Origin of the sequence: Vibrio mytili (assembly GCF_049563345.1) — a bacterium.
Classification (GTDB): Bacteria; Pseudomonadota; Gammaproteobacteria; order Enterobacterales; family Vibrionaceae; genus Vibrio; species Vibrio mytili.
This window is the reverse complement of sequence record NZ_CP110481.1, coordinates 1,008,018-1,028,073: the sequence shown is the minus strand read 5'-3', so window position 1 is coordinate 1,028,073 and position 20,056 is coordinate 1,008,018. Positions and strand designations below refer to the sequence as shown.

Below are 20,056 nucleotides of genomic sequence, written 5' to 3'. Positions count from 1 at the left end.
ATGCATATATTTTATCTAGAACCTTCAACGTTAATCTGGAACGAAGAGCATTTCATCAACAACCCTCATCTATATGATGATGTTATTAATGACGTAATTCAACTGCTTGAAATTGAATCGACAGATGATATCCAGTTAGCTCTGATTGAAGACTTTATAATGGAAATTCTTAATTATTATCCATTTGAAAGCTTAGAAAATGGCCATTGGAATAACAGTCGTGACTTTATTACTCAGGTAACTCAGGCCGTTACAAAATGGATGAGTAATGGATTAAAACTGGATGAGCAAGATATTGATAGCTTACTAGATACCGTTAGTTGCTTACCCAGCCTGATGTCTGCCCATGATCAAGTCACATGGGATATACGTAACTATTCATCTAGCTGTCTATACAATATCAAAGAGTATCCTGTAATTTCGTTTAACCCCTTGAAAATTGATAATGTAACTCTAACTAAGTTCAATGATGAAGGGGAAGAAGCGGGTAAAGATCCTCGACCACTATTCAATACATTCGACAGAGTAAACACCTATTTAAATGACAATAAGCTCATTTGTGAGTTCTCTCGAAAGCATCACCCAATAAGTGGTTGGGGCTCGAAAATGCCTCATGAAGACCAAGAAATGATGCAAGAACTATTAGAACAGTCGTCGTATGAGGAGCAAAATGAACATCGAGTTAGATATGCCTATGGGGAACAAGATCAACAATATTACGCTTTCCGTGTAACTAACGGGCTCGTATTCCATCCCTACCCTGTCACTCGTGCAGAGATACCTAATGCAGTAGCCAGGGAATTGGACGGCGAATAAAAAAGGCTCCTATCGGAGCCTTTTTATTACTTTAATGGTTTACCAAGATTTTTTAACTTTCTTAGTTCATTAAATGAGATATCAGGTTTAAACAGTACCTTATGGATATTTGGGCTATGGATGATAAGTTCAGAGCCTTTACGTTTGGTCTGCGCTGTATATGTTAGGCCAAATGGTTGTGGTTCAAACTCTGCATATATACCAGCAATCTCAGGAGTATCATCATAGGTCACAATCCAAGGATGCTGAATATTTCTCACACTACGGTAAAGACGGTAGTGATCATCATGCTCAAAGAAGTTTTGGTAAAGACCTTTGCCTTTAATATAGTAAGGCGGGTCGATATTAACGAGGCATGGGCCTTCAATGTCAGGTAGGTATTCATCAATAAACAATGTAGCGTCGACATTGGTTAAAACTATATTTTCTCTACGTGCTGCAATAGCCCTAATTTGCTCAATCAGTCTTTCTTTGTTGTATCGACAGTCTAGTAGGTAGTTACCATTTTGCTCAAGGCCACCGATCACACCCGCTTTAATGATCCCTGAACGGTTTGTTCTATTTAAGAAAAACGTTGCAAACCCCAGTTGAAGAGAGTTGGTCTTGTCATTGGAATAAACTTCCTTTTGTCTGTACCACTCTTCTATTGTAACGTCGGTATTTTCTATCAACTGACAAAGCTCATCAGTGCGATTTAACACGCTATACCAAAAAGCATGAATTGCGGGGTCTAAGTCGTTAACCCATACATTCTCGACATGCCCCTCTAAAAGTAAATACCATGCGATTGCGCACCCACCGGCGAATGGCTCCACGTACGTTCCACCCTCAAGTCCATTGAGCTTAAGAGTTTCCACGACATATGCAGTAAGCTTGGACTTACCACCAGGATACCTTAGCGGTGAATAAAACATTATCTTTCCTTCAATTCAATCAGGACTTTCAGCAGGGGCGTAAGCATATCCCAAAAGCCATTTACAAATCTATAATCAATTTTATGAGTTTCGTGCCCATGCATGTAACTGTTCAACGTATCCAAACTATGTTCATTGTTTGGTTGAAGTAGCTTGCTGATAACCTTGTTTGCTTGAGATTCATTCACATGACTATCGCACAAAAACTTAAGACGTTGCTGCAGGATAGTATGATTGTAGTCTTTGCTATATTGTTTGGCCACAAGCTTTTCTAATTCATTTCGACGAATAAAATCATCGACTGAAAGATCAAGAAACACGCGAAGAGTTATAGATGCCGAATGAGTATAAAGATGCACTGGCACTTTTTTTAGCTCAGCAAACAGACTATTGAGTTTTGCGCTATGCACTTTAATCGTCGTTTGGGGAATGACCATTCGAAGTCTATTATTCTTAAGCTTAACTGGTACGTCTATCTTAATTTGAGTAGAGTCAGAAACACCCGTTTGCTCATTAACGTTATTTATTGTTTCAGCTTTAGGTTCCGTAACATTGCCAGAACTGTTAGATTCAGCTTTTTCTGGTGAGTCTATCGATGTTGACAGTACCTTTTCTTTGCTATTCTCTGGGAAAGTAACCTCTGGAAGTACAGCAAATATACTTTCGTTCCGTTCTGGTATCGAACGAGTGTTCACTGCAAAGTCTAAGTCATTAGGTTCGATATTGAACATTAGTTTAAGAAATTTACCATACGCATGAAGGAAGCTATCTTCATTCGACGTAATCTTAACTTTCATTCCATCAAACTGAACACCCCAACGCTCTCGAACTGACTCACTCGCAAACCAACGCTCGAGAATAGTCATAGATATGCTGTTGCTATAAATTAGCTCTTTTTCTTCCTCGCTCATCAAGTCCGTAACTTGTTTACGAGTGGCTAAGTCACGTAGTTGAACATATCGAAGTGATTGAATTATCACAGAACGAGTAAAACCTGTCACTGCTATGATTTTATCAATATCGTGATCGTACTCATCATACAAACTCACAATGAAACGTTGTTGCTGCAAACGCTGCCACGGCTTCTGAATAGAGCTAGTAGAATGACGTTGTAAAACATACCAGCGTGTTGCTTCTATGTTTGGTGCTACACACACATGCACTTTTTCAATGTCGTTTCGATCAATGAGCTTTGACTGCTGCAAAATGAACTTACGAATTGACTTAGGTGCTTTCTCTGGATTTCGCAGCAGCTTGAGAGCCAAAATACGGCGATTTCCTTCCGCAACAATATAGCGATCGGTTTCGTCTTTCCAAACAACAATAGGCTCAAAATCCATAAAGCCGAGTTTGATGATCGATTTAATTAGCTCAAAAAAGCTCGCTTTGTCTGAAGGCTCACTGATAATTTCTTCGGCAAAATCAGCTAACTTTATTCTCGATTGGCTCTCTGCTGTGTCAAAACGGGGGTTTTCTTTCCAGAGTTTCAGATAGTCAACCGAACGGGGAGTACGCTTTTCCCACCATTTATTTTTGTTACCAACCACTTCCATTAAACCTCAAGCTATATGTCTACGGGTATGATATTCATATAAAACGAGTATGTTAAGCACCTTAATGCTCATTTGAGAAGGGTTGCTTACATTTGGAGCAAAATTTGACTATTATCAAAGACTAATACTGTATATAACAACAGTTTTGGTATAAGTACCGCGTCAAGCTAGAGAGCATGCCCTAACTTGACTTACCTCTGTCGTTCAATTGTAGAAATATCATCCCTTGTCTTGAACAAACTTAACTACTGCTGCTTGCTTTCGACGTGCTCTTTTAGTTCATCACGTATAGACACACTCAAACTTAGAGCAGCTAATGCGTTAGAAAATTTTTCTGTCGTTAATTTACAATCAGAAAATGGCTCCTCACCTCTAGCAAAGTCAAACAACCCATCCACCAATACTTGAAGCTTCGCTAATGAATATAAACATGACTTTCTATATGAAGGATTACCAACCCCTTCTGTCCTAATTACCTGCATTCTTGAATCATGTATCTGTAGTAACATTAAAACTTTTGCCAAATATTCAGCTACATCCGGCGTTGCCGATTTTATACATTCTTTGAAAACAGGGATATGGCGCTCAGGTGTGTCTGGTATTTCAACCTTTAGAGCATTTCTCTTGCGCTGAGGTTCTTTCGAGCTTTCATATGCCTCACTCAGTACCTTTGCGCTTTTTCTAAAGTAGTCACATAATTCATTGAGCGCTTGTGGCAAGAAAGCCTTAGCTGCTATAAATTCTCTTTCCAGCTGTTTGGTGACGTGATATCGAGATATGTTAAATGCTATTAAGCTTGAGCCAAAAGCTAGCATGCCCACATTAAGAGCCTGCCATGAGTACCACACGCCATGTACATACTGCCAACTCCACTTTCCTTCAATAAACGGGTGGATAAACATCGAATATAAATAGACAAGAATTACAACGACACTAAAAAAGTTCAGCGACCGAATTAGATTTTCAACCCGAAATAAGTATCCATACGGTTTCAACATTCCTCCAACCGACACCGGTTCTTGTTCAACATTCACTTTCTAACTCCAAACATCATATAACCCTCGACAGCCTTCAAAATGATCGATTTACGACTTCATAATGCTATTTTTTGCATAGACATACAATTCATAAGAAAAACTCAACCACACAACTTATTTAATCACATCTGATAGAACCAACCATATCTTTGCCATCCCTGTTCGTTCATTGTCAACTTAAACATTGCAAAAACTATCACACAGAAATACTGTATATAAAAACAGTTACACTTATCTCGCTATGACGATACGAAATCTAAAAGACGGCAGTAAAAAACCTTGGCTTTGTGAGTGCTATCCGTAAGGCCGCGCAGGTAAACGCATTCGTAAACGCTTCGCGACCAAAGGTGAAGCGACCGCTTTTGAGCTTCATCTAATGAAAGAAGTGGATGACAAGCCGTGGTTGGGGTCCAAGCCTGATCACCGTCGATTATCTGATTTAGTCGAACTATGGTTTAAGCTGCATGGTAAGAATCTCAAGTCCGGTGTTCATACTCGCCTACGTCTTGAAAACATGGTTTCAGATTTAGGCAACCCTATCGCTTCACACCTTAATTCCAAGCAACTCTCTAATTACCGTTCTAGCCGTTCTAACAAAGGTCGTGGCTAACAACACAAAGAACTTTCCATTGCTTCGAATAATGTTGATTTTGGGTTGCTCAAAGCGTTGTTCAATAAGTTGATAAAACTTGGAGAGTGGAAACTGCCTAATCCGGTTGATGGTATTGAGGCAATCAAAAAGCCTGAGTCCGAACTTGCGTTCCTGACCGAACAAGAGATTCTTCACTTGTTTGAAGTGGCTCAACAAAGCCCGATTGGCGATGAGCTAACGAAGATTTATAAGGTTTGCCTGGCGACTGGCGCACGTATCAGAGAAGCGATTTATCTGAAGGGGTCTAACCTGACGAAATACCGTATTACCTACAACAACACCAAAGGCAAACGGAACAGAACGGTACCTATTTCTGAAGAATTGTATAACCAACTCTATAAGCCAACCAATGACCGGCTTTTCACTTGCGGTTACGGCGTGGCATACAAATGGCTGACTAAAGCCCTGCCCCATTTACCAGAAGGACAAGCGACTCACGTTTTACGTCATACCTTCGCGAGCCACTTCATGACCAATGGCGGTAACATTCTTGTATTGAAAGAAATCCTCGGTCATCAGCATATCGATCACACGATGATTTACGCCCACTTTTCACCAAACCATTTGAGTGATGCCGTGAGGTTTAATCCGCTTACAGCGTTAGATATCTAGTGCTTGTGAACTAAAAAGCTTATAGCGTTCTATTTGCAAGGGTATGCTTCGCCAAAAGCGGCCATGGTCAAGAGCACCTCGTCATAATGCAATATCGCGGGGTTTCTCTTTAAATATGACACTATGATTCGCGTTGCTTGTCCGTTAGTAATACCATTCTCGGGAAGACATGCTTCTACTACTTTATTCTTCCCAATAAAACTCATAGTGTTCCTGACGCCCTGTACCATCCCGAAACAGACACCAATACCAAACGGATTGTTCATTTCTTGTGTGTCCATAAAATTCTCCGCTGCTAGGCAATTATCTAACAAGTCATTACCATCGGCATAAGAAGGAAACGAGAATGTTAATATCATGGCAATACTTAACATATAAGGGTTAATTCTTTTCATTACTCCTCCGTTAAACTGATTAACTCAGTAAAATTGTCAACATGTATCGATAGATGTGTTCAGTGTATAAGACCCTTGCTCAATATGATCAGGGACTTTGCAGAAATCAAACTGTATCCATAGATTTACAGCAACAATGGGTAAACACCGAAACTCGCAATGCGAGTCGTATCCATAAACACTGAATGAAGTACTTCATCATTCTTTTTAGCATAAGCTTCAGAGAGCTCAACCCCTTAGATTGCAGTAAAGAATTCGAATAAATGCATGGCGACAAAATGGTAGCAAAGGTCAACTTCTGTCGTTATTCATAGGTCACAATCGGATTGATGAGTAACTTATACTCTATATGTAGCAAGGGATAGCAACAATTTGGAAGGTTAGGCAAGGTGGCGACACATAATAAAGCTTTATGTTCATTCCACTAACCTAAAAAAGAAAAAGGAGCCAATGCGGCTCCTTTGTATTTTATCGCCAAATGCGAGTATTTACGAATTACTCAGCTTGACCTTCTGCGCGCTCTGCGGCTTCTTTGATTAGAGGCTGAAGTTCACCTTTTTGGTACATTTCCAAAATGATGTCACAACCGCCAACTAGCTCACCTTCAATCCATAGCTGAGGGAACGTTGGCCATTGTGCATATTTTGGTAGCTCTGCACGGATATCTGGGTTTTGTAGAATATCTACGTAAGCGAACTTTTCACCACATGCCATCAGCGCTTGAGCTGCTTGAGAAGAGAAACCACAGCTTGGCAGTTTCGGTGAGCCTTTCATGTACAGCAGAATCGTGTTTTCTGAGATCTGCTGTTTGATTTTGTCGATAGTTTCCATCGCTTCCTCATTCCTAGATGTTCACTTTGTTTATTTGTCACATTCTACTCAATAAACACAGAATAAAAACCATATAATTGATAAGGTCTATAGTAAAGTAGTTTATCGACGACTCATTCAGCATTTTGCACTGTTAGTCGCTCAAATTTTTTTCATATATGGCTTTTAATAAAGTAAAAACTTTATTAAAATAACTAGCAAGTCAGTCGTTACGATGACATATAAGTAAGAATAAACTGGAAGCAATCGAAAGGGCCTCCCCTTTCAAATCAACGGAGAATCGAGTAATGGCATTTGAACTACCAGCACTTCCATACGCAAAAGACGCACTAGAACCACATATCTCAGCAGAAACTCTAGACTACCACCACGGTAAGCACCACAACACTTACGTTGTGAAGCTTAACGGCTTAATTCCTGGTACTGAGTTCGAAGGCAAAACTCTAGAAGAGATCATCAAAACTTCTACTGGTGGCGTATTCAATAACGCAGCTCAGATCTGGAACCACACGTTCTACTGGCACTGTCTAGCTCCAAACGCAGGCGGCGAACCAACTGGCGCAGTTGCTGATGCAATCAACGCGGCATTCGGTTCTTTTGAAGAATTCAAAGCGAAGTTCACTGATTCAGCAATCAACAACTTCGGTTCTTCATGGACTTGGCTAGTTAAGAAGGCTGACGGTTCTCTAGACATCGTTAACACTTCTAACGCTGCAACTCCACTAACTGAAGAAGGTGTTACTCCACTTCTTACTGTTGACCTGTGGGAACACGCGTACTACATCGATTACCGCAACCTACGTCCTGATTACATGAACGGCTTCTGGGCTCTTGTAAACTGGGACTTCGTTGCAGAGAACCTAGCGAAGTAATTCACTTCCCCTAGTTCAATTTAGTCTTTATAAAAGCTCGCTATTTTTAGCGAGCTTTTTTATTGGTTAGCCTGTAAGGTAAAAACCATATTGTAGTGACGTATTGTTCACTCAGGTGCTTTCTCGACAATCGACCTCCCCCCGCTTATTTGCTTTTTTTCAATGTAGTCACTTCTTTTTGCTCAAGTTTCTATTGAGTCTGCCGTTATAAAAGCAACTCAAGAGGAACACCATGCAAATTCATACTTTAGACAAAGCGAGCGTCATCAACGAACTTCAGATCGGCAATGGTATCAACCATGCGGTTAACGAAGGTCGTCGCGCGGATTTTGCGTTGATTTTGTCGATGTTCTCGAACGATGTCCGTGATGCGGTGCCTATAGAAGAGGTTGATAGCGTTAAGACAAGCGACGATATCCTTCGTCAGCAGTTCAGCCTTTCTCAACCTCAGGCTTTGCGTTCAGACACCAGCAGTTATGAGTTGGCGGCAGAACAAGCCAAGCAATTCCAAACTTCGGGATTACCCTCAGCAAAGCTTTGTCATTACCTAAAGCCGGATGCTCTGACGTATTTACCTGAAGACACGTTTAACCTACCCGAAGAGATTTACCACAACCTATCCGGTCATGAGCGTCGCAGTTTAGGGGAACGAAACAAAAAACTTATCCCAGATGCCAATCTTTACAATCAGTTAGTCACTGCCCAGCGCCAATACCATATTCAAGCACAAGTGTAGAGATCGGCTTTTTCCCCTCCACTTACACTTCCCTCGCTCTAGAAGTGTGACCCTTTACCAATTCCGGCACTTTACCTAAACAATATCATCGTTAGTTTGAAGCCATTCACACTAGATGTGGCGAAATTAAACCATGCTGTTCGAACAAGCTACTGCTTTATGTACGGATACAGTGAAGATGTTATGGACATTAAAGACTCAATTATTCTCGTTACGTCAGCCGGGTCGGTAATCGGTCGAACGTGCGCCAGCCACTTTGCGCATTTAGGTGCGATTTTGATCTTATGCGATCAAGATAGCAATGCGTTACGCACCAGTTACGACCAAATCAGTGCTTTTACAGACAATGTGTATGCGATGAAGGCACTGGACGATGACCCCGCTTCTATTCAGCTGATGTTTGACAAAATACACGAACAACTGGGTGAGGCTCCTGACGTCATCGTCAATTGCTGGACCAGCACGCCCATGCCTGGGTTGATGACGCCCGAACCGATGAATGTCTACATCGACCACTTGTCGTCTGCTACTCGTTTTCTTTATGCCTATGGTCAGGTAGGAGCAGAACGGCTTCGCGCTGAGAATAAAAAAGGCGTGATCGTCAACGTCATCTCTCATGATAATCATGAAGATTTAAGTGGCATTGAAAATGTGGCGGCATTAGTGTCTGGGTTTACGCACAGTTGGGCTAAAGAACTTACGCCATTTAATATTCGCGTGGGGGGCGTTATTCCTTCGGTCAGCCAAACGAAAGAGGGTCGAAACGCAACCCATTGGTCAGAAGTTCAAGACGAACTGGTGAGAAACACCGCTTACATCGTTTCCAATGAGTACTTTAGCGGCCGAGTGGTTGCGACGGAAGTTTAATACCTATGATGACCGTTTAATACCTATGATGACCATAATTTTTCATTAATCTTCAGCTATATATCGAAAAAATAAGCGCAGGAACAAGCAATAAACGAGCAGCAAAAAAAAGCCCCAGTCATATCGACTGGGGCTTTAACATTTCCCGATTAAGGTTTCGTGCTAGCGAAAACCTTTACTCAAAGCGACTCTTAATTACGCGTCAGCTTTTTCTTTTTTCGCTTTAGCTGCTGGTTTAGCTGCTTCTTGGTCTGCTTTTTTCTTGATTACAGTTGTACCTTCGAAAGTTTCACCTTCAACGAAAGCTTTACCGTAGTAAGAAGCCAATAGCACTTCTTTCAGCTCGCTAATTAGTGGGTAGCGTGGGTTCGCACCAGTACATTGGTCATCGAACGCTTCAACTGCTAGCTCATCTAGTTTCGCGAGGAAGTCAGCTTCAGCAACACCCGCTGCTTGGATTGACATTGGGATGTCTAGGTTAACTTTTAGCTCATCCATCCATGCTAGTAGACGTTCAATCTTCTGAGCAGTACGGTCACCTTCTTGGCTTAGGCCTAGGTGGTCAGCAACCTCAGCGTAACGACGACGTGCTTGTGGACGGTCGTATTGAGAGAACGCAGTTTGTTTAGTTGGGTTATCGTTCGCGTTGTAACGTACAACGTTAGAGATAAGCAGTGCGTTCGCCAAACCGTGTGGTACGTGGAACTCAGCACCTAGTTTGTGAGCCATTGAGTGACATACACCTAGGAATGCGTTCGCAAATGCTACACCAGCGATAGTTGCGGCGTTATGTACTTTTTCACGAGCGATTGGGTCATTTGCACCGTTCGCGTAGCTTGATGGTAGGTACTCTTTAAGCATCTTAAGTGCTTGTAGAGCTTGGCCATCTGAGTATTCGTTCGCAAGAACAGATACGTAAGCTTCTAGAGCGTGAGTCACAGCATCGTAACCACCGAATGCCGTTAGAGACTTAGGCATGTTCATCACTAGGTTCGCGTCTACGATAGCCATGTTTGGCGTTAGTTCGTAGTCAGCTAGTGGGTATTTAGCACCAGTTTCGTCGTCTGTAACAACCGCGAATGGAGTAACTTCTGAACCCGTACCTGAAGTTGTTGTGATACAAACAAGTTCAGCTTTTTGACCCATTTTAGGGAACTTGTAGATACGTTTACGGATGTCCATAAAGCGCATTGCAAGCTCTTCGAAGTGTGTTTCTGGGTGCTCGTACATTACCCACATGATTTTCGCTGCATCCATTGGTGAACCACCACCTAGAGCAAGGATAACATCTGGTTGGTAGCTAGCCATTTGAGCGGCACCTTTCTTAACAACAGATAGCGTTGGATCCGCTTCTACGTCGAAGAAAGTTTGAACTTCCATGCCTTGAGATTTCAGTAGTTTCACTACGTCATCTGCATAGCCGTTGTTGAATAGGAAACGGTCAGTAACTAGGAATGCGCGTTTCTTACCTTCTAGGTCGCTAAGTGCGATTGGAAGGCTACCACGACGGAAGTAGATTGACTTAGGTAGTTTGTGCCACAACATGTTTTCAGCTCGCTTCGCTACAGTTTTCTTGTTGATTAGGTGCTTAGGACCTACGTTCTCAGAGATAGAGTTACCACCCCATGAACCACAACCTAGTGTTAGAGAAGGCGCAACGTTGAAGTTGTACAAGTCACCGATACCACCGTGTGTAGTCGGGATATTGATTAGAATACGTGCAGTTTTTAGCTTATCACCGAAGTAACGGATACGGTCTGCATTTACATCTTGGTTAGTGTAAAGACCAGACGTGTGACCGATACCGCCGATTTCAACCATAGTTACCGCTTGAGCAACTGCGTCTTCGAAGTTGTCAGCACGGAACAAACCTAGAGTTGGAGATAGTTTTTCGTGAGCGAATGCGTCATCGTGCGCAACTTTACCCAGACCTTCACCAACAAGAACTTTCGTGTCAGCAGGGACTTTAACGCCAGCCATTTCTGCGATAGCTGCAGCTGGTTGACCTACGATTTTCGCGTTTAGTGCGCCATCGATAAGCAGTACTTTACGTACTTTATCTGCTTCAGTTTTGTTTAGAACGTATGCTTTATGAGAAGCGAAACGTGCTTTAACTTCGTCGTAAACTTCATCAACAACGATAGCAGCCTGCTCAGAAGCACATACTACGCCGTTATCGAATGTTTTAGACATTAGGATAGAAGCAACTGCACGTTTGATGTCAGCAGTTTCATCGATAACAACAGGAACGTTACCTGCACCAACACCGATCGCTGGTTTACCAGAAGAGTAAGCCGCTTTAACCATGCCTGGACCACCAGTTGCAAGGATAAGTGCGATGTCATCGTGCTTCATAAGTGCGTTAGAAAGCTCAACTGAAGGTTGGTCAATCCAACCGATGATGTCTTTTGGAGCACCAGCTGCTACCGCTGCATCTAAAACAAGTTTTGCTGCATCGTTAGTAGAGTTTTTCGCACGTGGGTGTGGAGAGAAGATGATACCGTTACGAGTCTTCAAAGAGATAAGAGATTTGAAGATTGCTGTCGATGTAGGGTTAGTAGTTGGTACGATACCACAGATGATACCTACAGGCTCAGCGATAGTCATTGTACCTAGGTTGTCATCTTCTTCTAGGATGCCACACGTTTTTTCGTCTTTGTATTTGTTGTAGATAAACTCAGAAGCGAAGTGGTTCTTGATTACTTTATCTTCAACAATACCCATACCAGATTCTTCTACCGCTTGTTGCGCTAGAGGGATACGAGCTTGGTTAGCAGCAAGAGACGCAGCGCGGAAGATTTTGTCTACTTGCTCTTGAGAGTAAGTAGCGAACTCTTCTTGCGCTTTCTTAACGCGAGCGACCATTGCATCTAGTTCAGCCATATTAGTTACAGGCATAGGGGTTCTCCTAAAATTAACAAAATATTAAAAACTTTTTATTAAGGCTATTGTCTGTCCGGTTTGCTATTTATCTTCAGCGAGTTAGGTAACAACCATCTTAGTAAATTGCTTTCAGGACTGAGTATAATATTTCAGAGTGTGAAAAAAATTGACTTAGATCAGTTCTCACTCTCGAAATACCCTTTAAGTAGTAACCCACCTTCAAAAACCAAGCTAACCAACTGATATATAAATTATTTTTAATTAAACTTTTATTGAACAAAAAAGAGCCAAACGCTCAAATAATTAAAAGAAACAACAACAACCTGTAAAAAAGTTTCATTTTTAGACAACAAATTACATGTAGTCCTGAATTTCTGTGCTACTGAGAGTATATAGAAACCTGCCTTGCTCTCTACAAAGCCCCCAGTTTTTTATCAAAAATGTGCGAATGTTAACGTTTATGCATATCTCACTATTTGTCAACCTTAATTTATGCAACAATTTTCAATCATCCTCTACACAGTTCGTTAAAATATTAGTTTTTCTCACTGAAATTGCCGTGAATTCGTTAGTTTTTTTCATTTCATCCTAGGCAGTTTTTGACTTACATTGACGACCTAAAAAACCAATAGGCCAAGTATGAAAACTTGTCTCAATTGGAACATGTTACCCCGTCCGTCTTTCACTAATGTGAACCTTGATTGAGTAAACACTATGCAAACGTTTGAGCTCGCTATTTTCCTGCAATTTTTCTTGGGATTGGTCGCTGCCGTTAACCCCGTCGGCATCATGCCTGTGTTCGTGTCTCTGACGGGCCACATGACACCCGAAGAGAAGCACAAAACCGCCACGACCGCGAACATCGCGGTTGCTATCATTTTGACTATTTCACTGTTTGCAGGTCAGATGCTGCTAGACATGTTCAGCATTTCCCTAGATTCGTTTCGCGTGGCAGGCGGGCTGCTACTATTGAGCATCGCGTTCTCAATGATGAGCGGTAAGTTGGGTGAAGATAAGCAGAACAAGCAAGAAAGAACAGAATCGGTTAGCCGTGAACAAATTGGGGTCGTTCCCCTTGCTATGCCTTTAATGGCTGGCCCTGGTGCGATCAGCTCAACCATCGTCTATGGCTCTCGTTACCCAGATATGTTGGATACGGTAGGCATCAGCATTACGATTTGTGTTTTCTGCTTCTGCTCTTGGCTGCTATTTCGTTCAGCGCCGTTGATCGTCCGCGTGCTAGGCCAAACCGGGATCAACGTCATTACCCGTATTATGGGCCTTATCCTGGGCGCACTGGGTATCGAATTTATTGCCAACGGATTGAGAAGCCTATTCCCAGGATTAGCCTGAGTTTCGATAAAACTGTATGATAAAGCGACTCAATAATGGATCGCTTTATCATGACGGAAGACTCTCTTAAACATACGCTTTACATCACTATCTTTGGTACGCACACCAAAGCGGGGCGTACCTTCGATATCGCTCTAATTATCGCGATCATCAGTTCATTAGTCGTATTGGTTCTCGATTCTATCCCTGCGGTATCGGCAGAATGGGCGACAGAATTGAAGTACTTGGAGTACACCTTTACCGGTTTATTCACGGTTGAGTACTTACTTCGACTGTACTGTTCACCAAAACCTGCTGCCTATGCAAAAAGCTTTTATGGCGTTGTCGATTTACTCGCAATACTCCCCACCTATTTAGTGTTGTTTTTTCCTTCAGCAACGTTCATGGGTGTGATCAGAGCGCTTCGTGTGCTTCGGATTTTCCGAATATTAAAGTTAGTGCGTTACTTGCAAGAGTCGAACATTTTATTACGTTCGCTGCTGATGGCACGCAGAAAGATTTTTATTTTCTTCAGTTCCGTCGCCATCCTCGTCACCATATTCGGCTCTTTAATTTTCATTGTCGAAGGCCCTGAAAATGGCTTTACCAGCATTCCCAAGAGCATCTATTGGGCTATTGTCACTATTACAACGGTTGGTTACGGCGACCTCGTGCCACAGACAAATTTAGGTAAAGCGCTCGCCTCACTCACAATGTTACTAGGTTATTCCATTTTGGCCGTGCCGACGGGGATATTCACTGCAGAGTTGCATCAAGAAATGCAGTCACACAAAACTCTGGTTAAGTGCCCAAATTGCTCACAGGCAGGCCATGATCCTGACGCTATCTATTGCAAGCATTGTGGCAGTGAATTGGCTGACCCTGATAAAAGAGTGGTAAGGGGTGAGCAGTCATCGAAGTAAAAGAGAAGAGAAAAAAAGAAAAACAAAAGCGTGCAATAAAAAGGGCTCCAAAACAGGAGCCCTTGTTCTATCGCCAATAAGCTTACGCTTTTTCAGCAAGGATGATTCGCAATGTACGACGCAGTGGCTCTGCCGCACCCCAAAGCAATTGGTCACCAACGGTGAATGCATTTAGGAAATCATCGCCCATGGCCATCTTACGCAGACGACCAACAGGCACAGACATAGTACCTGTTACTTTTGCAGGACTTAGCTCTTGCGCTGTGATATCACGTTCGTTTGGAATCACTTTCACCCATTCGTTGTGATTCGCAATGATATCTTCGATTTCATCCATAGGGACATTTTGCTTCAACTTAATGGTTAAAGCTTGTGAGTGACAACGCATTGCACCGATACGTACACATGTACCATCAATTGGAACTGGTGAATCCTGGAAGCCTAGAATCTTGTTCGCTTCAACACCTGCTTTCCACTCTTCTTTGCTCTGTCCGTTTTCACGTTTTACATCAATCCATGGAATCAATGAACCAGCAAGAGGAGCGCCGAACTTATCCGTAGGGAAAGAAGCACTACGCATTGTATCTGCGACTTTTTTATCGATATCAAGAATAGAACTGGCTGGATTCGCAAGCTCAGAGCTCACAGAATCATTGATAACACCCATTTGAGAGATCAATTCGCGCATGTTCTGAGCACCTGCGCCAGATGCAGCTTGATACGTCATCGCACTTGTCCACTCAACAAGGCCTTTCTCGAACAGGCCACCAAGACCCATGAGCATCAGACTTACAGTACAGTTACCACCAACAAATGTATTAGTGCCAGCATGAATGCCTTGTTGAATCTGTTTCAGGTTGACTGGATCAAGCGTGATAATAGAATCTTCTGCCATACGCAATGTAGAAGCAGCATCAATCCAGTAGCCTTTCCAACCAGCTTGACGAAGTGCTGGGTAAACTTTTTCAGTGTAGCCACCACCTTGACACGTAATGATCACATCAAGTTGTTTTAAACTTTCAATATCAAACGCGTCTTGCAGCAAGCCTGCGTCTTGTCCTAAGTTAGGAGCAGGAATACCAATTTGAGAAGTACTGTAGAATACTGGTTCGATGAGATCGAAGTCTTTTTCTTCAACCATGCGCTGCATAAGGACAGAACCCACCATACCGCGCCAACCAACTAAACCAACTCTCATCGCATTAACTCTCCGTGTATTAAAAACCTCCCCCATAGTTCATTTTTCACAAAAAAATCTCAACCCCTAATTTGTAAATGTCGTCTTTTTTTACTGATTTCCACAAAAAATTAGTGCTAGCCGTGCTTTTTCTTGCCTATGTCCGTCTTTAGTCCCGAACGAGACATTCGACCTATGGGTAGATGATTAACTTTTTGCGACCGCAACAGATGAAGCACATATTTTTCACATCACATAACATTTCAGACAACTTAATTTGACACATTTTGAAATTTAACTTCAAATGCAAACGATTAACCGGACGAAAATCAATATATATAACTAAAAATTCGAAACAAAACGCTGGGTACTGTATGTTGTGCGCCATTGCGATAAGGAGCACATTCCTCTACTGCTCCAACATTTAAAGAGGCACATATGAAGCAAGTTACACCGCGACTTCCTAACTTGATGCAGGTACTCATCTCATTAGGTTTATTTTTGCTTTTGGCATTTTCATTTACCGCCAAACTTGATCTACCAATCCAGCTAGCACTGTATATTGGATGGTTTATTATTATGTTCTTAGGCATAAAATTGGGTCATAAGTATAAAGAGCTTGAAAAAGCGGCATTAAAAGGCATTTCAAATGGTCTTGGAGCCGTATTAATTTTGCTTGCCGTGGGTGCGTTAGTCGGAACTTGGATATCTGGCGGGATCGTCCCAACGATCATTTATTACGGATTGAAAGCCATCCACCCTTCTATTTTTTTACTCGCCACTATGCTCATCTGTTCATTAACAGCACTTGCTACTGGTACATCATGGGGCGCCGCTGGTACCGCAGGTATCGCGATGATGGGGATTGGCCAAGGTCTTGGTGTTCCAGCTCCGATTACGGCGGGTGCTGTACTTTCGGGTTGTTACTTCGGTGACAAAATGTCGCCCCTATCTGATTCCGTCATTCTTGCTTCTTCAATGTCCAATGTCGAAGTTGTGGAGCACATAAAAGGCATGCTTCCGATTGCGTTAATCAGCTACATCATTACTGGCATCATGTTTACTGTATTTGGCTTCCACTACGCAGGACAAGTCGACATGAGCCAAGTTGACTCGGTTATTAGAGCCATGGAGCAACAGTTCTATATTACGCCATACTCGTTTGTGCCAGTATTAATCGTCTTATCTTTATTAGCGATGCGCATGCCTTCTTTTCCTGTAATCAGTTTTGGCTCATTGCTTGGGATTATTTGGGCTGTCATGATCCAAGAAGTCGATTTCTTGGTTGCCTTCAATACGGCTTGGGCGCCATTTGAACTGTCTTCTGGCGTTGAGTTCATCGACTCAATTCTTAACCGTGGCGGTATGTCTTCAATGCTAGGGTCAGTTGCCGTTATCGTCTTCGGACTTGGCTTTGGTGGTTTACTCGATAAAGTGGGTGTATTAGAGACCATTGCTAAACTGTTCGAAAAGCGCGTCCAAAGCGCAGGCTCACTTGCGACAAGTACCATAGGTACGGCATTTATGGGTAACGTCTTTGGGTCAGCGATGTACGTCTCTTTGATATTAACGCCAAAAATCTGTGCGAAGAATTACGATCGCTTGGGCTACCAGCGTAAGAATTTGTCTCGTAACGCAGAGTTCGGCGGCACGCTAACATCGGGCATGGTGCCGTGGAGTGACAATGGTATCTATATGGCGAGCATACTTGGTGTCGCGACCCTTTCCTACGCGCCGTTTATGTGGTTGAGTTTTGTGTGTATTGTCGTGACCATTGTCACTTCTTACATGGGTTGGTTCGTCGACAAATGTGATCCGACGATGGAACCAACAGAGCAAAATGAACACGAGTTGAAGCAGCAGACGGCCTAATACTACGCTAAATAAGTATTTCACAATTCTTGCTGGTATAAGAGTGAGCAAAAAGAGCGCAATCGCGCTCTTTTTATTGATTGGAATACACAAAAAAGGAGTTACTGGTCAACTTTCGCTTTTACGGCCGACCTTTTACCCAATGCGTAACCAAGGCCCAGCGGAGCGAAGAAGATCACTGCAATGAACAGAATGAAATAAATAATCGTGCTCTTAATCAGCTCAATAAGTTTTGTCATAGCGAGATCCACAACTTGTTGAGACACACGATCGATATCTTGAGTAAACTTCTCACGTTGGTTAGAAATGATCTGTGCTATTTCCTCTCGCTCTCTTGCAACCATATGCTCCAAAGCCTGACGCTCTTCGCCCAATTGTGATAACCGCTCTTCAGTCTTTTGGTCTAAGTCATCCACAATAGGTTGCAATTCGACCGCCATTTGCTCAGCCAAATAGCGCATATATTCCGGATTGTTGTCGATAAAATCTCTCATCGAGTCTGCCGTTGCTTGCAAGCTATTGAGGGCCGCATTGACAGTTTCAATACTGGCAGAGCTATTGATAGCAAGCAGTTGAGCCTTCCAAGACATAATTTTTGGTGCCTGTTTTGAGGCTAAGCTCAATCGATCAGAAACATCACTTAGCGCTTCAGGCATGGTGCCTAATGTCGTCACTGCTTCTTCTTCACTGATTTGATTCGCGGCAAGCCAAGCACGGTAAGCTGGCGTTCGAATCATACTCAGATCGGCAAATGGATGTTGCTGTGCAAAGTCAGCAACAAACACTTTGGTCTTCTCGTAGACATCTTGCTTGAGTAGTGATTTCGCCAACTTGTCGACTTCTTGAGAAAGATGTGCGGAAGTTTGCTTGGCATCATCGGTAATGAATAAATCACGCCCCATGCCCACAGAGTAGAACTGGTTCATTTGTTTGGTAAACACCCAGCTGTCAATCAGAGCAGACATGGGAGAAGCTTGATAGGCCGCAGACTGCAATCCCTCTTCGGCATTTATCTTCCAAAGTAAAACGTACGACTGATTAACTTTATCACCAGGCTCATATTGCTTTTCCAGAACATCAGCAGCTTGCTCTACTTGAGCAAAAAATTGCAGCGCGTACTCACGCGTTAAAATACGCATGTTGAGCTCTTGTTTGGTGAGAGGGACCGTTTGGCTTTCGATTTGCACTTCGAGTAGCGAGCACCCTGATAGCGCAGTGGCCAACCATAGAATCAGTAAGGATGAATAGTGACGAATGGACATGAAATTACCTTTAATAACAGTGTATACCTCAATAGCTTCATGATGCGAGATTCAAACGGCGCAAAATCCGTCAATCAATCTTCCAGCTGAATCAAGCATGATGAGTAATTTAGATACCTGTAGAATAAGTTAGGGCTTTTCTTCCGACAGTCCTTTTAGAGTAAAAGCCTCACACGTCGTTACATTATAAATTATTGAAATTAAAGCCTGTTAGTCGCTTCTTACTTTTAGGAAATAAATTAAGAAAAATCGTACAAAAAAGAGAGCCAATGGCTCTCTCGTTGAAGATCAATTTTGAATAATCCAGATTAGAAGCCCTAGTTGCGACTTAACTGATCTTTTAGATTGGGTGGCGTTCCCTTTATCGTCAGCGTATCGGTTTCAGGATCGTAAAAAACACGCTCACCCAATAACAGGCTATCAAAACTGATGTTCAAACCACCGCCCGCACCGACGTACTTAGTCAATTTACGCACCGTGGCTCGATCTGCCGGAAAAGACTCTTCTAATTCATAGCCCTGTTCTTTGGTAAAGTCCATAAAACTTGTGCCGTCTTGGCTTGCTGGTAGCTCGCCTGAAAGCTTGGAAATTTGAACTTCGTCACCTGATTTAATTTGCTCGCTACAGTAATCAAACACTTGTTTTTTGTATTCGTTTACTTCCTGCTTTTCTAATTTTGAATCTGCGCAGAAGTCGTCCACCGCCTGCATGAGTACTAAGTTCTGCTGTTTGGTATCTAGGCCAATGTCTGCTTGAAGGAAATCAAGGAAGAAGTCAGCCACTTTTCGCCCTACTCTTCCTTTAATGTACTGTAAGTAACGGTTAGACTCTTTATCGGTTTCATAGCTGGATAGATCAATGCGCGCGGCTATATCCATTTTACTGATGTCTAGATAATCCGTTGCACTGATATCTAGGCCTTCCGTGATCTTAAGGCTCTGATTCATCGGTAGAATACCAATGAACAAATAATCTGTAGCTAAGCTTTGGTATTCGGCAAAGACCAAGATGCCTTCATCAGCAAATGGATATTTAATCAACTCATCTTTCAGTCGATTTGCACCAATTTGTGAGAAGTCATAAAAATCTCGCTCTCCTTTTCGCATCTCTTGGAGCCAAAACTGAAACTCACTGTCTGATTGGAAGCAGCCAAAGCCTTTACCAGCTTTGGAATGGAAGACTCGATGCAGCTCAGCGACTAAATTTTCTGTCGACGCATCGTTCTCTAATGATGCCGGACGAAAGTTAACAACCAATTCGTCCTGATCGTTTTTACATAGTTGATGCAGAATAACGTTTGAAAGATGAAGACTCATAATGAT

16 protein-coding genes and 1 pseudogene are annotated in these 20,056 nt (G+C 42.5%); 8 read left to right on the top strand and 9 right to left on the bottom strand.

All coding sequences use genetic code 11. The features are described from left to right. A complete protein-coding gene (locus tag ONE56_RS04815; RefSeq protein WP_423840326.1) occupies window positions 1–816 on the top strand; it encodes a hypothetical protein in 816 nt (271 codons plus the stop codon). A gap of 26 nt (window positions 817–842) precedes the next feature. On the opposite strand, the gene ONE56_RS04810 is transcribed toward ONE56_RS04815, so the two are convergent. The 3 genes from ONE56_RS04810 to ONE56_RS04800 form a co-directional block, all read right to left on the bottom strand. Beyond that, entirely contained in the window at window positions 843–1,730 is an 888-nt protein-coding gene (locus ONE56_RS04810; RefSeq protein ID WP_054576253.1) for a DNA adenine methylase, read from the bottom strand. Next, window positions 1,730–3,283: a ParB N-terminal domain-containing protein gene (locus tag ONE56_RS04805; protein ID WP_423840325.1), complete on the bottom strand. Its 1,554-nt coding sequence runs from the start codon at window positions 3,281–3,283 to the stop codon at window positions 1,730–1,732. Before ONE56_RS04805 ends, ONE56_RS04810 begins: the two co-directional genes overlap by 1 nt. Window positions 3,284–3,528: 245 nt before the next feature. Continuing rightward, window positions 3,529–4,317 (bottom strand): hypothetical protein, encoded by a 789-nt coding sequence (locus ONE56_RS04800; RefSeq protein WP_423840324.1) that lies wholly within the window; start codon window positions 4,315–4,317, stop codon window positions 3,529–3,531. 244 nt (window positions 4,318–4,561) lie between these two features. Here ONE56_RS04800 and ONE56_RS04795 point away from each other — a divergent pair. Continuing rightward, window positions 4,562–5,584 (top strand): annotated as a pseudogene (locus tag ONE56_RS04795) (phage integrase). A gap of 29 nt (window positions 5,585–5,613) precedes the next feature. On the opposite strand, the gene ONE56_RS04790 reads toward ONE56_RS04795, so the two are convergent. Continuing rightward, window positions 5,614–5,979 (bottom strand): Rap1a/Tai family immunity protein, encoded by a 366-nt coding sequence (locus ONE56_RS04790; protein WP_423840323.1) that lies wholly within the window; start codon window positions 5,977–5,979, stop codon window positions 5,614–5,616. Window positions 5,980–6,474: 495 nt separating this feature from the next. After that, complete coding sequence (locus tag ONE56_RS04785; protein ID WP_423840322.1) at window positions 6,475–6,810, bottom strand: Grx4 family monothiol glutaredoxin; 336 nt, start codon at window positions 6,808–6,810, stop codon at window positions 6,475–6,477. A 287-nt stretch (window positions 6,811–7,097) separates the two neighbouring features. On the opposite strand from ONE56_RS04785, the gene sodB reads away from it, so the two are divergent. The 3 genes from sodB to ONE56_RS04770 all read left to right on the top strand — a co-directional run bounded on the left by sodB (window position 7,098) and on the right by ONE56_RS04770 (window position 9,285). Then, entirely contained in the window at window positions 7,098–7,682 is a 585-nt protein-coding gene (gene sodB, locus ONE56_RS04780) for a superoxide dismutase [Fe] (RefSeq protein ID WP_041156505.1), read from the top strand. A 232-nt stretch (window positions 7,683–7,914) separates the two neighbouring features. Continuing rightward, window positions 7,915–8,418 carry a VC2046/SO_2500 family protein gene (locus ONE56_RS04775; RefSeq protein WP_423840321.1) on the top strand — a complete coding sequence of 168 codons (504 nt, stop codon included), beginning with the start codon at window positions 7,915–7,917 and terminating at the stop codon, window positions 8,416–8,418. Between the two features lie 183 nt (window positions 8,419–8,601). After that, window positions 8,602–9,285 (top strand): SDR family oxidoreductase, encoded by a 684-nt coding sequence (locus tag ONE56_RS04770; RefSeq protein WP_041156503.1) that lies wholly within the window; start codon window positions 8,602–8,604, stop codon window positions 9,283–9,285. A gap of 195 nt (window positions 9,286–9,480) precedes the next feature. Here ONE56_RS04770 and adhE read toward each other — a convergent pair whose 3' ends face one another. Further along, window positions 9,481–12,183: a bifunctional acetaldehyde-CoA/alcohol dehydrogenase gene (adhE, locus tag ONE56_RS04765; protein ID WP_331438193.1), complete on the bottom strand. Its 2,703-nt coding sequence runs from the start codon at window positions 12,181–12,183 to the stop codon at window positions 9,481–9,483. 699 nt (window positions 12,184–12,882) lie between these two features. On the opposite strand from adhE, the gene ONE56_RS04760 reads away from it, so the two are divergent. Next, a complete protein-coding gene (locus ONE56_RS04760; protein ID WP_041156501.1) occupies window positions 12,883–13,521 on the top strand; it encodes a YchE family NAAT transporter in 639 nt (212 codons plus the stop codon). 35 nt (window positions 13,522–13,556) lie between these two features. Next, window positions 13,557–14,423 carry an ion transporter gene (locus tag ONE56_RS04755; RefSeq protein ID WP_128814704.1) on the top strand — a complete coding sequence of 289 codons (867 nt, stop codon included), beginning with the start codon at window positions 13,557–13,559 and terminating at the stop codon, window positions 14,421–14,423. 82 nt (window positions 14,424–14,505) lie between these two features. On the opposite strand, the gene asd is transcribed toward ONE56_RS04755, so the two are convergent. Then, window positions 14,506–15,621 (bottom strand): aspartate-semialdehyde dehydrogenase, encoded by a 1,116-nt coding sequence (gene asd / locus ONE56_RS04750; RefSeq protein ID WP_423840320.1) that lies wholly within the window; start codon window positions 15,619–15,621, stop codon window positions 14,506–14,508. A gap of 417 nt (window positions 15,622–16,038) precedes the next feature. Here asd and nhaC point away from each other — a divergent pair, with 417 nt between their 5' ends. Beyond that, a complete protein-coding gene (gene nhaC / locus ONE56_RS04745; RefSeq protein ID WP_331438192.1) occupies window positions 16,039–17,472 on the top strand; it encodes a Na+/H+ antiporter NhaC in 1,434 nt (477 codons plus the stop codon). Window positions 17,473–17,573: 101 nt separating this feature from the next. On the opposite strand, the gene ONE56_RS04740 is transcribed toward nhaC, so the two are convergent. Beyond that, window positions 17,574–18,734 carry a chemotaxis protein gene (locus tag ONE56_RS04740; protein WP_423840319.1) on the bottom strand — a complete coding sequence of 387 codons (1,161 nt, stop codon included), beginning with the start codon at window positions 18,732–18,734 and terminating at the stop codon, window positions 17,574–17,576. Between the two features lie 317 nt (window positions 18,735–19,051). Continuing rightward, window positions 19,052–20,050, bottom strand: a complete 999-nt coding sequence (gene yejK, locus ONE56_RS04735; RefSeq protein ID WP_423840490.1) for a nucleoid-associated protein YejK — start codon at window positions 20,048–20,050, stop codon at window positions 19,052–19,054. Between the last annotated feature and the right edge of the window lie 6 nt (window positions 20,051–20,056).